At 27.4% G+C, this 14,110-nt stretch carries 17 protein-coding genes and 1 pseudogene; all 18 read left to right on the top strand.

Annotation, left to right across the window (positions count from 1 at the left end; genetic code table 11):
• The first annotated feature begins 2 nt into the window (after positions 1 to 2).
• On the top strand, positions 3 to 350 hold the full coding sequence (locus ACYUDJ_RS15005) for a hypothetical protein (RefSeq protein WP_043032282.1): 348 nt from the start codon (positions 3 to 5) through the stop codon (positions 348 to 350).
• 5 nt (positions 351 to 355) lie between these two features.
• Positions 356 to 775, top strand: a complete 420-nt coding sequence (locus ACYUDJ_RS15000) for a hypothetical protein (protein WP_043032281.1) — start codon at positions 356 to 358, stop codon at positions 773 to 775.
• Between the two features lie 4 nt (positions 776 to 779).
• Positions 780 to 1,667 (top strand): Ig-like domain-containing domain, encoded by an 888-nt coding sequence (locus ACYUDJ_RS14995; protein ID WP_043032280.1) that lies wholly within the window; start codon positions 780 to 782, stop codon positions 1,665 to 1,667.
• Positions 1,668 to 1,682: 15 nt separating this feature from the next.
• Positions 1,683 to 2,099 (top strand): hypothetical protein, encoded by a 417-nt coding sequence (locus ACYUDJ_RS14990; protein WP_043032279.1) that lies wholly within the window; start codon positions 1,683 to 1,685, stop codon positions 2,097 to 2,099.
• A 34-nt stretch (positions 2,100 to 2,133) separates the two neighbouring features.
• Positions 2,134 to 2,301 (top strand): hypothetical protein, encoded by a 168-nt coding sequence (locus tag ACYUDJ_RS14985; protein WP_043032278.1) that lies wholly within the window; start codon positions 2,134 to 2,136, stop codon positions 2,299 to 2,301.
• Positions 2,302 to 2,468: 167 nt separating this feature from the next.
• Positions 2,469 to 4,028: a phage tail family protein gene (locus ACYUDJ_RS14980; RefSeq protein ID WP_043032277.1), complete on the top strand. Its 1,560-nt coding sequence runs from the start codon at positions 2,469 to 2,471 to the stop codon at positions 4,026 to 4,028.
• 12 nt (positions 4,029 to 4,040) lie between these two features.
• Positions 4,041 to 4,475: a hypothetical protein gene (locus ACYUDJ_RS14975; RefSeq protein ID WP_043032276.1), complete on the top strand. Its 435-nt coding sequence runs from the start codon at positions 4,041 to 4,043 to the stop codon at positions 4,473 to 4,475.
• A complete protein-coding gene (locus ACYUDJ_RS14970; RefSeq protein WP_043032275.1) occupies positions 4,462 to 5,547 on the top strand; it encodes a hypothetical protein in 1,086 nt (361 codons plus the stop codon). The genes ACYUDJ_RS14975 and ACYUDJ_RS14970 overlap by 14 nt, the downstream gene beginning before the upstream one ends.
• A gap of 12 nt (positions 5,548 to 5,559) precedes the next feature.
• The gene (locus ACYUDJ_RS14965; RefSeq protein WP_043032274.1) at positions 5,560 to 5,901 is read left to right on the top strand and encodes a hypothetical protein; all 342 of its coding nucleotides are present in this window, start codon (positions 5,560 to 5,562) and stop codon (positions 5,899 to 5,901) included.
• Positions 5,902 to 5,915: 14 nt separating this feature from the next.
• Positions 5,916 to 6,458: pseudogene (locus ACYUDJ_RS14960) on the top strand (caspase family protein); the annotation flags it as partial.
• Between the two features lie 6 nt (positions 6,459 to 6,464).
• Positions 6,465 to 7,445, top strand: a complete 981-nt coding sequence (locus ACYUDJ_RS14955; RefSeq protein ID WP_043032272.1) for a hypothetical protein — start codon at positions 6,465 to 6,467, stop codon at positions 7,443 to 7,445.
• 22 nt (positions 7,446 to 7,467) lie between these two features.
• Complete coding sequence (locus ACYUDJ_RS14950) at positions 7,468 to 8,976, top strand: hypothetical protein (protein WP_043032271.1); 1,509 nt, start codon at positions 7,468 to 7,470, stop codon at positions 8,974 to 8,976.
• Positions 8,977 to 8,987: 11 nt separating this feature from the next.
• Positions 8,988 to 11,003, top strand: a complete 2,016-nt coding sequence (locus ACYUDJ_RS14945) for a hypothetical protein (protein ID WP_043032270.1) — start codon at positions 8,988 to 8,990, stop codon at positions 11,001 to 11,003.
• A gap of 2 nt (positions 11,004 to 11,005) precedes the next feature.
• A complete protein-coding gene (locus ACYUDJ_RS14940; RefSeq protein WP_043032269.1) occupies positions 11,006 to 11,281 on the top strand; it encodes a hypothetical protein in 276 nt (91 codons plus the stop codon).
• Positions 11,282 to 11,292: 11 nt separating this feature from the next.
• Positions 11,293 to 12,291 (top strand): hypothetical protein, encoded by a 999-nt coding sequence (locus ACYUDJ_RS14935; RefSeq protein ID WP_043032268.1) that lies wholly within the window; start codon positions 11,293 to 11,295, stop codon positions 12,289 to 12,291.
• A gap of 10 nt (positions 12,292 to 12,301) precedes the next feature.
• On the top strand, positions 12,302 to 12,799 hold the full coding sequence (locus tag ACYUDJ_RS14930) for a hypothetical protein (RefSeq protein WP_043032267.1): 498 nt from the start codon (positions 12,302 to 12,304) through the stop codon (positions 12,797 to 12,799).
• 31 nt (positions 12,800 to 12,830) lie between these two features.
• Complete coding sequence (locus ACYUDJ_RS14925) at positions 12,831 to 13,778, top strand: hypothetical protein (RefSeq protein WP_043032266.1); 948 nt, start codon at positions 12,831 to 12,833, stop codon at positions 13,776 to 13,778.
• A gap of 14 nt (positions 13,779 to 13,792) precedes the next feature.
• Positions 13,793 to 14,077 (top strand): hypothetical protein, encoded by a 285-nt coding sequence (locus ACYUDJ_RS14920; protein ID WP_043032265.1) that lies wholly within the window; start codon positions 13,793 to 13,795, stop codon positions 14,075 to 14,077.
• Positions 14,078 to 14,110: the final 33 nt, after the last annotated feature.

Raw genomic sequence — 14,110 nt, 5'->3', positions numbered from 1 at the left:
ATATGAGAGAATTTGAAGTAAATATAGATAGCATTATTGATGGATTATCTGAATTTGAAATTCAATCTAAGACTGCTATAAGTAGGTATGCAGATATTGCTGCAAAAAAACTAGAAGAAGATGCTAAAAAAAATGCACCTTGGAAGGATGAATCAGGTAAGGATATTGAAACAATTAAAGGTGGAAAAGAGTGGAAATGTGATAAATGTAATATTTATATTGCTGGAAACAAGGATTACTATCAGTCATTAGAATTATGTAATGATAAAAAATATGCAATATTAAAACCAACTATAGATAAGTTAAGCCCACAAATACTTAAGGGAATGAGTAATTTATTTGGGAAGTGATGTAAATGTCTAAATTTAATTACAAAGTTCCAGGAGATTCCATACAACAAGACCTAATTAATAATGCTATACCTGAAACTTTATGGCAAAAGGTATATTTATATTTAAAAAAATTAGGATATAATGTGTATGCTCCTGGACAAAAGAGAAACAAATGTACAGAAAGCTATGTAGTTATAAAGGAAAATGGTGTCCATGCCCTAGTTGGAAATATATCTGGTTATAAACTATTTGATATTATAGTTTATAGCCCTATGGATCAATATTCCACTATGGAATTTTATGTAGAGAATTTAAAAGAAGCTTTAGAAAAAATAAAAGATTTTAGACTTACAGGGAATGAGACACCAAGCATTATAGATTATGATGTACAAGCTTACACTACAAGCATAGAATATCAACAATTTAAAAGTTTAAGGAGGTAATTTAATGATAAGTGGAAAAACTTTAGTTAATGTTGTAAAAGTTAATTTTATTGATGAGGTAACAAATACAAAACATACAATAGAAACAAGTAATGAAATAGATATAGAACCTATAAACAGTAAGGGTAAAAGAGATATATTAAGGATTAAAAATAAAATTTATGGAATAAATGAAACAGATGATATTGTTATAGGTTACAAGTTAAAAATGAAAGACAATCTATTTAATATAGAAACTATGGCTTTGATAGATGGAGGAACTATACAAGATAATAAATATTGTGGAACAGAAGTAGGTATAGCAGTAGAAAGACATCCATTTACTATGGAAATATTCACAGAAGAAAAAGACTATTCTAGAACCACAGGCTATGTTAAGTTCGTGTATAAGCATTGTAAAGGTAAGCCAGCTAAATATAAAATTCAAGATGGAAAATTTTTAGTGTCTTCATATGAGGCTGAAAGTATACCATTTAGAAATGAAAAACCTGTAGAAATAGAATTTTTAAATAAATTAGAAGAAAATAATAATGGAGAAAAGCCAGGAGAATCTACTCCAATTGAAGATATAGGGGTAGAAGGTGGAGAAGTAGAAAGTAAAAATCCAGATGTGGGAGTAAGTATAACTAACAGGGTAGTGTGGAGTTTTTCAAATAAAATTAATCAAGACGATGTTAACCTAGAAAACTTTATTATAAAGAGAAAATCTGATAATTCTAGAGTAAATGGAAATGTAACTATAGATGATACTAAGAAAATAGTAACATTTGTACCTTATTCTTTAGCAATAGATACAGTTTATATTGCTGAAGCTAGGGAGATAAGTAAATTAGATGGAAGTGGTAAAACCACAGCATTATCCACAGAATTTAAAACAATAAAAATTAGATAGTGAGGGGATAATAAAATGGATTTAAAGGTAACTAATATAGAAGATTTAAAAAAAGTAGCTCAAGGTGAAGTGATTCAGTTGCCACAATTTAGCCAAGGGATACCTTTTAATGCTAGAGTTAAAAGAGTATCTCTTTTAAATTTGGTAAGAAAAGGAGTAGTACCTAACAAATTATTAAGTGCAGCAGAGGAACTATTTTATGGTAAACAGAGTTCAAAAGAAAATGTTGATTTAGCACAAATGACAGATGTTATGTATATTATGGCTGAAAATGCACTTGTAGAGCCTTCCATAGAAGATTTAAAAAGTGTAGGATTAGAGCTTACAGATGAACAAATAGTAGCATTGTTTAATTATACACAGGAAGGTGTTAGTGAATTAGACTCCTTTCGTGAAGAGCCAGAGAATACTGAGTGTAATATCGATAAGTAAACAATATAGACAAAGGCCCAGTGAAGTTATAGGGTTGACTAATGATTATGAGGCCTTTTGTTTTGATGAGGCCTGTGTTTATATATTAAATGAGATTAGTAAAGAAGATGCTAGAGAGCCTAAGTTTAGAGATGGAGATAGAACAAATAAAACTAATAATGAAGATGTTATTCAATGGTTAAACGCTAATAGCAAAAGTTAGTTTTTAACTTTTTGCTTTTTAACCATAAATAAATATTAAAACTATATTATATAAATTTAAAAGGAAATAATAAATATAAAAAGAGATTAAAGTAATAAAAATTTAAATTATTATTTAAATGAAGCTAGAAAACTTTTTATTCCCAAAGGTGGGAGGTGAGAAAAAATATGGCAGTGAGGGTAGGAGAAGCAGTTGCTCAGCTAACATTAGATACTACTGAATTTACAAGGGGCATTAATGGCGCAGGAAGAGAATTGGAAATATTCGTGCATAGAGTTGAGGAAGAAAAAACTAAAATTGAAAAGCTGCAGAAAGCACTAACCAAAAAAGCAAAGACTTTCAGTAACATAGGAAAATCTATGGAAAGGCCTAGTGCTGCGGCACAAAATCTTCTTAAAACTGGGATAAAAAATACTCTTGATGAAGAAGCAAAGAGTAAGAACCCAAAAAAAGGCCCTGCTAATATTGCAAAGGGCAATTATGAAAAAATTCAAAAGGATATACAAGCTTCCATAAAAAAAGTACAAGATTCTTTTGCACAATTACAAACATCTATAGTAAAACAATTAATACCGATATTTAATAATCAGTTAGTACCCATATTGAATAATAAGTTAATCCCAATATTTGCAAAGGTAGCTAATAAAACAATAGAATTAATGAATTCATTTAATAAATTACCCAATCCTGTAAAAAATGCTATTGCAGTAATGATTGTATCAATAGCCGGAGTTGCTAAAACATTTACCGTGCTTGGTAAAATTGTAAGCACTATAAATAATGTAATAGGTGTATTCGGCAAACTAAAAAAAGCTGCTGGAATATTTAGTGTGCTACGAACTTTAATTACTCCCCATACACTTATAATTGTAGCTGCTATTGCAGCAATAGGATTTATAGTATATGAAGTAATCAAGCATTGGGATACTTTGAAAAAATATGCAACTCAGTTTGGAAAATTCATAGGAAATGTATTTAAAGGAATAGGTAAAGTTATAAACTCAATTATACAAGGAGCTATTCATGCATTTCAAGGATTCATTAAAGTACTTCAATGGGTAGGTGGAATGGTACAAAACATAATAAATGGATGTATAGCGATATTTCGAGGTGTTGGAAATATATTACATGGAATTGTACAAGGTTGGATTAATATATTTAAGGGACTAGGTAATCTAGCAGGAACACTTTTTAATATAGGTAAAAATATAGTTGATGGCCTTATAAATGGTATAAAATCTATGTTTGGAAATGTAGGAGCAGCAATAGGAAGCTTAGCAAGTAAAATAGCAGATGGATTCAAAAGCTTTTTAGGTATAAATTCTCCATCACGTGTATTTTCTAATTATGGTAAATCACTTGGAGAAGGTCTCATACAGGGTATTGATAACCAACAAAGTGCTGTAGATACTAAAATTAAAGATATGGCCGATAAGATCAAAGGCTTAGGTAATGTAAGAGCAAATTTTAATGGATTAAATAATATGTCACTTAGTGGAGCGTATGGTGGTACTGGAGCATATGGTGGTACTTATGGATCTCCATATGGACTTAATAATATGAGTAAAAGTATGGGACTTACACAAGATATAAAAATGTATGTAACTATACCAAATGCAGATAAAGAAGGGGCTACTAAGATAGCTAATGAATTTAAACAAATGACAGAAAGTTCTATGAAAAATGTTATGACAGGATTATTTATGAATGATGTATTAAGAGATTAGGAGGTGGCTTGTATGAACTTAAATAGAATAAAAGATTTTAAAGTAGATCTACTTTATGAAGATGGAAAAAATACAGGTGGCGTAATAACTAATTATAAGCCACCTCGTCCTGCTTATTTTCGTAAGGGTATTAGAACAGTACAAGGATACACATATTTTGAAAAAGGTGTTAAAAGTGATTGTATTATTGAGTTTACAGTTGTTTTTAATATAAAAGGAGAAAATGATGATGAAACACAAAGTAATATAACTAAGTTTTTAAACTTTAGAAAAAATTATTCAGGTAGATTCATATTTGTAGATGAATTTGGAATTCAATACAAAGGATATTTACAAAATAAGTTTGAGATAGATACTCCTATCGAAGGTGATATATATTATATAAATTTAGAGCTTTTATGTAATCATGAAGCTAGTGGATGGGTGAAGGATAATGGCAAAGTGTAAAGTAGAATTTTATAAAAAAAATGGATATCAGGCTTTTGAAGATGGTGATGCTAATAAAATAATATTAGAACATTGTTTAGTGTCAGTAAAAATAAATAGAAATTTAACTACACCTACTGCTGAAGCTACGATTACAGCGCAATATGAAAATCTACCTACTGCTATTTTTGCAGGAGGAACGCAAGGCGTAATAGATAATTTTGCACAGGTAAAAATTTATATAGAGGATGTACTTCAATTTGCAGGTGTAATAAAAAAATATGATTATAATACACTTGATAAAACGATAGAAATGACTTGCCATGATATGTATTATAGAATGCTAAATTTATGTGATAAGGAATTAAAATTCTATAATAAAACTGCAACAGATATAATTTCTACTGTTGTATCAGATGCTAAATGTAGTTTTCAAAGAAGTGGAGGAAATAATTATACTGTACCTAAATTAGAATGCGAAATAGGTACTATGTATAATGATATAATTGGTAATTTAGTAGAAACTATGTATGCTAGAATAAGGGCAAACAAAAGCGGTACAATAGTGTTAGAAGAACAATATCCTGCTTATAGTGAATCAAATCATGAATCAAATCATCATGATTATGTCTTATCTGTTGATACTAATTTATCTAGTGAAACTGCCAGTAGAGATTCTAATTTAATGAGAAATATATTAAAAATTTGTTGTAATGATAAATATTCTATTTTTGAATCTAAAACCATGACTAGTTATTTAAATGGCGAAAGATGGGTAGACATAATTGATAATCCATTAGCTAGTACTTCATTATTAAAACAAAAGGTAGCAGGATATAAATTTTTAGATATGTGGAGAGAAAGTACTGTTTTAAATGTAGTGCCAGTAGCTGGAATACCTAACATTGATTTAGGACAAGTAGTTAAATTAGTAAATAATCAAAGAGGTAGTGGTTGGTATTTAATCGTTGGAATAAGTACAGAAATAAATGCTGACACATATGTAGATACATTGCAATTACAAGGTATGAGAGATAAAAGGAAGGTATATGAACAATGCACCCAAATAGGCGGTGGAAAATTAAAGCAATAGTAGGTGATTAACATGGCACATATGGGATATAAAAATTTTAGAGAGCCAGTAGTCTATATTCTAGATCAAGAATTAAGAAAAAGGGATTTTAAAAATCAAATAAATACAAGTCAAGATTCAAAGTATACTGGTGAATTACCTGAATATCCATGTAGAATAATTAGAGATAGCAATAATAAAGCATATAAATTTATATATGCTAATGGAACAGATATGCAATGGCAAGAAGAACTAATTAGAAATGCAGAAGGCAGAGTATATAGAATCAAAACAACCTATCCTAATAATATAAATAAAACAATACAATTAATTAAAGATAGTCATGGTAAATTAGAAATAATAGATTATGTATAGGAGGTGGCAATAATATGGGATTACCTTCCTATGTAGTTAACTTTGATGAACTTTCAGATCTTATTAAAGATTATTTACAAAATGGTGTAAAAGTTGACATAGGCAATATAAATTTTTCTACTAAAGATATGGAAAATTTATTATCACAAATTAAAGATAAAATACAAGGTGTAGATTATAATGATTTAATAAATGCTTTAAATGCCTTAGGTGTAAAGTTAGATAATTTAAGTGGAAATTTAGGTATATCAGGTACACAAAAAATTTATGGAAAAATGCTAGAGATTCCTGCAATAGAAGGACAGCATATAATAGGATTTAAGGGAAATGGACAAATAACAGGTATAACATATTCACAATCAAGCTGGAGATTTGAAGATAGCTGGGATTTGCAAATAGGCAATGATAAATTATTTGAAGGTGTACGTACTAAAGAATATGGTGAACATAAATTTTTCAATGTATTTTATCCTATAAATGGGACAGTTGAGTTTATTTACAATAATATTAGTGGAACGAGTAAAGTTTTATGGGTAGATTTTTGTGTATTGGAGAGTTAAATTATGAGTTTACCTAAATATATAATTAATTTTGATGAGCTTACAGATAATTTAAAAAATAATTTATTAAGTTTGATAGATGATAATATAAGAACTAATTATCCAGAAATAAATACAAATAATATACAAGAGTTATTACAACAATTAAAAGATCTATTGCCAAGCGTACAATATGAAGGTCTAAAGAAGAAAATTGATTCTTTAATATATAGAAAAATTGAAGGCATTCAAAAGGTAAAAGGTATATTATTAGACATCCCAGCAATACAAAATGATTATAAAGAGCAATTTAGATTTGATAAAGATGTATATATTACAGGACTGCATTTTAATCAAACAGGCTGGAAAAAGGATGATAGATATAGCTTAGAAGTTAATAAAATGAAAATAATAGATAATGCAACAACTAAGGAAATAGGAGAGCATAAATACTTTAATACATTTTATAAAGTAAGTGCTAATACTCTTATTTCTTTTATTTTGCATAATTTAAGCGGCAATAGTAGGCAAACAATGATAGATCTAGAGTATATAGATGGAGAGGATTCTAGTATTACAGTAGAACCACCGCCAAACATAGAAGATATTCCAAATGATTGGGACATAGCAGTAGTAATGAATTGGGAAGAGAATACAGACGCAGATATAGATTTGCATGGATATATAGAAGATAAACATGTTTGGTATGGTAATAAATACCATGATGGATTTTATCTTAATTTTGATTATACAAGTCATAAAACAAACAAAAATCCTGAAATAATAAGTGTTAAAGGATACAAAAATAAAAAGCTTCATATAGGTGTAAAGAATTTTAATGGAGTAAAACTAAAGGATCCTGTAACTTTGGAAATATATCAATATAGACCTTATGGTAATAAATTGCTTAAAAAATTTAATGTGAATTTAGATACAAATAGAGGGTTAAAAGATATATTTACAATAGACTTAAATACTTTAAAAATAACAAATTTAAATAAATAATTGATAACAGGGGGTAGATAAAATGGCTACAGATAATTTTTATTGTGTAAATGGGAACACAAGTGTAAAAGATATAATTAAAAACTTAACAAAAGAAATAACACAAAATGCTGGAATTTATAAATGGGATTTAGTTTGCCCTAGTTCAATAGATAAAGTTAGAAATTTTAGTTTGATAAAAGCTACTACATCTTATGGAAAAGAATTTTATATTAGATTTGAAAGGACAGCAGCATTAACTCCAACAAGTGAGGAACAAAAACTATTGGATAAAGAAAGGTACAGTAAACCATTTACTGAACAGGAAATAATACTTCTTAATAGATATGTTGAGGCTATGCCTTTAACAAGCTTTGAGAAAAATTTAATAAAGAAAAATTTAGATTCATTAAATATAGATGAACAAAATAATTTGCAACAATTACGAATGAGAAAAAATATAACAAATGATAGAGAGCTATTTTTGCTTAGAAAATATTATAATGGTGAAAGTCTTTCTACTGCTGAACAAAATGAATTAGACACTTATAGGAATGCACACAATTTAACTGCTCAAGAATTGATAGATTGGAGTAAACTCAAAACCAATACAAAACTTTATACTGATTCTATAATAAATATACTTTATAAACAATATGCTGGATTGGGATTATCTCAAAGTGAACAAAATTCTTTGGCAAGTTATAGAAATAGTATGGAACTGACACAAAGCGAAAAAGAAAAATTAGCAATGTTAAAGGGTAGAATGGACAATAGAAACCATATGTATATAACTATAGGTAAAGAGATGCATGACACTAAAAAAATTGTAGAGGTAGATGGAGAACAAAAAGAAATAGATATTAAAGATTTAGTAGAAGAGAGTTGTTCTGTACCATCAAGATTTGCATGGTATAAGAAACTTGCACCAGAAATAGGTGAGTGGCTACCTATAGAATATTATATAAATATCACAAAAGATTCAGTGAATATAATACTAGAAGGGGATAAAAGTGCAGATAACTACCCTTATAATAATAATTTAACAAGTTATGCTTATATTGGGGCTATTAGACCAATGGAAGATTCAGCATCCACAGATGATAAATATAACTTTGGAGTAGTTACATCTTCAGATATACCACCATTTTTTACAAAAAAGTTTGGTGAAAGAACTGCTACAGGAATTACAGATGTATGTATGATAGGTAATAAAATAGGTATGCCGATGCAGCCTCATTATCCTGAATTTAGTACAACAACAACTTTTGTAGATAAATGTAATACGGAAGGTAGCAGGTGGAATCATAAAAAACATAAATTTGATGAAATTATTTTGTTTCATCCTGTTGATGGTGAAAGAGGAAAGCTGATTAATGTATTAGCTGGGGATAGTAATGGAATATGGGATAAGGATACGCTAGTTTATAAAAAAGGTACAGAGGAAGAAGAAAATTATAAAAAGTTTAAAATTACAGCACCATATAGTTTAATGAACAATAGTCCTAATCCATTGTATTGTATCGCAATCAGATGGTATAAATCAGAATAGAGGTGGTATAAATGCCCCTACATAAAATTCCCCTATGTAGTTTTAAGTATGTAGGGGATAATACTCTTTCTAGTGGAATCTTTATATATGATACTAGAGAAGGTATTGCTAAAAATAATAATATAACTAAGTTATATTATAAAAAAAATATAGAAATAGAAAAAGGTAGTATCTCCAATTTGTTATATAAAGGTGATACTAGAATAGAAAAACTTTATAACAAATTATTTTATAAAGAAAATAATTCTATATATAAAATATATAATTATAATTTAAGTGTTAAAGATAGAAAGATAACTAAAGGATTAGCTAAAGATTTAAGTGTTAAAAATAGAAAGATAATTAAAGGCTTACCTAAAAATTTAAGTAAAAATGATTTTAAATTTATAAAAAACAAAAATTATAATTTGGAAAAAATAAAAATTAATGAATTTACAAGAAATAAAATTGTTCATTTAGACATTTATAAGAATTTAGGATTTACTAGAGAGCAGCTAAAACAAGTTGGAATAATTAATATTATCGAATTAAATAATTCTAACAATATTTTAAATTTAGAGGATCATAAAAAATATAAGGATATTAATATAGGCTATAATATTAGATCATTAACTAGAAACTTTTTTAAAGGTATTGATATAAACCATAGTGTTAATTTGCAAATATATAATAAAGCTACAGAAATAAGTAAAGGAAAAATTATTATAGTAGATAAATTAAAAATAAGAAGTCTTCACATTATTAGAAATAATATAAATATAAATATTGATGTCATTAGAAAGATAGGTATTAAAGAGAATATTATTAATGTTAGTAGAAGACATGAAAAAAGAGTAGATATATCAACAAATATTTACTTATATAGAAAGATAGGAAAGCAAATATATTTAAATAATTATACTAAATTGTCATACAAAACAAATAATTTTAAACTTAATAAGCATAATTGCATAAATGTATTAAGAATTTATCCTACAGATATTATGAGATATATTTATAGAAAGTTGTTCTATATTAATACTCTAAATACAATATATAAAACTAATAATATTTTAGGATTAAATAAAAATAATTTTCATAAGATAGGGAAGCACAGCATAGTAGTTTTAGAAAAAAATATTACAACCAATATTGTTAGAACTGGTCTATTTCTTATTGAAAATAATAAATTTGAAAATATCTATAAGGGTGAATCATTAGGTTTAAATAAGGATAAAATTAAAATTTCAAAAAGAATTCATATGAATTTAATTAAAAAATCAAAAATAAATATTTTTAAACGGTTTTTTAATTTCAGAGATTTAAAGATAATTAAGAGATGGTGGGTATTAGAAGCAACTGACCCTAGAGATGAGAAAATATTACCTATAAAAGATTATAATTATTCTAATAAACCATTATTAGTGAACAGTAGGATTAAGCCTTATGGAAATTTAATAGAACAGAATAAACATCCTATATCTTATGCACCATATATGGATTCCCAAGGAACTGATTTAAATTATGGTAAAGAAGAAATGCAATTATCTATAGAAATAATGATAGATATGATAAATATAGTAGGAATGATAGTCCAGCATAGTTCTAGTCAATTAGCTAATGTAAGTGGACAAGAAGCTATAGAATTTATTATGGAATTATTATTAGATTGGCTTAATATGGAGACTACAATAGAAGCAATGAACAAAAGTGGAAGCAGAGAACACTATTTAAGAACATATAGATGGATGAGATGGGAAGCTGAAAAAATATGGTTTATGGCGGACAAAGATCATACACAAGATAAGATGATGGGAATTAAATATGCAGGTATGTTATTTGCTAATTTAATAGACTACATGAAATATCACCATTTTGATGTAGTACCATTATGGAGAAATTTAAAATATATGGATATAGAAAGACAGTTTAATCGTGTAGCATTTAATGGAGATGTCATAAAGACTTTAGATAAACTAAAGGGAAATAGGCACTATATGATAGAAACACAAAATTTTGAAAAGAAAAATATATTAGGGGGTAAATAAATATGGCTTATGGGAGAAATGAATTTGGATATTATGATGGATATCAAGCAGTAGCAAGTAGTAATCAAGGGAGTTTTAATAATCCTAGACAAAAAATGTGGATGGTACAAAGACGAAGTGATTATGGATGGAGAATTGAATTAATAACTAACTCCTTTGAAGCTGCAAAAGATAAAGCTAGATTTTTGTTAGATTGTGGTGGAGAGTATATGAATATAAATAGAGTTATGGTATCTGAAATAGTACCAATAGATAATGTTATTACACCATCTGTATAGGAGTTGATATTGTGAAACTTATACAAGTTAAAAATGGATTATTAGAAGCCGAGAATTTTTTCTTGGCTTCTTCTTTTTCTGATTTCGCAGGAGAATGTAATGTAACTAGGGACATTAAAACAGGTAAATTAAAATTAATAAGTAATAATAAAATGGAAAGAAAATTTGATTATAAAGAATTTGTTCTTGAAGTTGAAAAAGAAAATTTTAGTGATATGAAAGATATGGATTATTCTATGCTTTATTTAGGTAATAGCGACTATATTTTTGGTATTAAGGATTTAAAATTAAGTGAACAAAATAGATATTGGAAAATACTTAAGAAAGATAATTATATACAAGCTTATTCAAGTGATGATGGTAAAAGTTATACAAATATAGGTGGAATGGAATTTATAGAGCCACTTACAAAGCAAGGTCTCATGAAGTATAGTGATGAAGATTTTATATTAAATAATTATAAGGTTTACTCTAACCCCTATGTAACTATTCAGAATTTCCCAGAAAATACTTTATGCGAATTATATGATTTAGATAACAAATTAATTAAGACTAGATTATTTAATTCAGATATGGAATGTAAGGTTTTTATAGATGGTAACATGATGGGATATTTTACATTTAAAGATATGGATGGAAAAGTAATATATACTAGCGATACTCTTAATTTACAGTATGGGGATATGTGGGTATTCAGTCCATATAATTTTGAGATTATATATCATGGAAATGTTGTAACTAATATTAATCCGGCTATGCTTCAAGATTTAGAAGAATTAATAACAATTAAAAATATAGGTGATAAGGATTATAGAAATATTAAAATAGGTACAGAGACACCGAGTAATGATTTAATTCAGTTGTCTTTTCATGGTGTAAATTATACAGATTCTTTAATTATAGATAGTATAAAACAGGGTGAAAGTAAAGAGATATATGTAAAAATAACTAAAAATGCAGAAAATCATAATTTTGCAGTTAGGGATTTTCACTTAGTTATCAATGAATAGGGGTGACTATATGAGTGAATTTTTTAATGTTACTTTAGCTAAAGATGTAGTTATTGATGATAGTAAAATCTCAAGGATTACAACTTGGAGTAGTGAACAAATCATGGAGCAAATTTTAAACTATACAAATAGTTCACAAAGAGGTGATGGTTCAGGTTTGAAGTATATGGAGATAAATGATGTAGTAAATATAGATGCTGGTGGGACTATAGATAAAGATTATGATCTAGGAGAAAATTCTTTTATAATAACTACACTTTATTTAGATGTAGCTGATGGTAGCAATTTTGAATTTAAGATTTTTGATAAGTCTACAAATGGATTTTTATTATATGACACAAATAGAGTTTCTCATTATACAGACAGTGTATTTGTTCCTTATAAAGATAAGGATGAAAAAGAAAATAAAGAGAACAAACTTCATACACAAATGGTAAATTCAAATCAAAATTCTTCAGTAATTTTAAATATAAAAATTTTAGGTCTAGAGATTAATTCAAATGACTAAATTCAATTTTATAAAGAAAGGATGACTTTTAATGTTAGTAAAAGGAACTTGTGCAAAAAAAGATTTAATGACAGAAATATATAAAGCAATTTTATCTCCAGGTTCAAATTGGACTGAAATTTCAAGCAATAAAATAAATGACTATGTAGTTGGTGGCAATGATGGATGGATTTTTAAAAGTCCTCAAATAGGTTATAAAAAAGAAAATATATTTATGAGGTTGAAAAGTCCAGATTTAAGCAATCCTAAAATATCAGGAAATCATTTATATATATGGTTAAGCGATAATTATATTCCTAGTAATACTACAGGAGAAAATGGAACTTTTACAAAATTAGGAATGAAAAATAGAATTCTATTTACTCCTAGTAATATAGCAAACCATAATCCAGATACACTATACAATTATTATGTAGACATACTTGATTATAGAATATTAATAATAATTGAGCTTCATACTGTTTCAATGGTAACATATCCTAATTTCATATATGTAGGATATCCAGATATAAATACTAATTTAGAGGGAGAGGAATATACTAATCAAATCATTGCTGCTTCTAATTTAGGAGATTGTCCTAGTAATACTCCGAGGGTATATTGGCATAAAGCACCTGGTTCTACAGGCAATGGAAGTCAGTATAATAAATTTGCTAAAACTTTCTGTTCACTTAATCTGTTTAATCCTAATCCTATGGGATTATATTTATTAAATCCAATTTATTTAATGGCAGATAATTTAAATAATAATGTGCCTAATACTGGATTTTTGGGTATTCTTGATGGAATATATGGTTTGCCAAACACTAATATAGTAAATGGGGACATAGTAAAGATAGATAATGACCAGTATAAAATATTTAATATTGGTCAATATCTAATTAATCAAAATAAGGATTATGAGGATCTAGGAGAAGGCAGAGGGATAAACTATTTTAATTCATTACAAGGTGTTTCTTGTATTGCTATAAAGATTTAAGGAGGTAGAAGTTAATGGAAGTATATGATGGTTGCATACAACCTAATTTAATAATAGTATCGGCTGAAAGAGATACTACCTCCAATAACGGTCACATTAATGATTATATAATTTCCAAAAATGGAGTTATATTAAGAAAGAGAAAAGGATCTATTATTAATTATATGATACCCCAAAAAGGTACTATAACAAGATTAAGAAAAGGAATAAATACTAAAGATTTTCATATAGTTCCTTTTAAAAGAATACCGAGAGAAAGAGTTTTAAATAAATATGCTGGCAAAAATATAAAGATATAATTTATACAAATAAATGAGGATTTTATTATTGAA

The organism is Clostridium sp. CTA-6, from assembly GCF_054768115.1.
The sequence above is the reverse complement of the archived record's forward strand: the minus strand, read 5'-3'. Positions and strand labels throughout refer to the sequence as shown.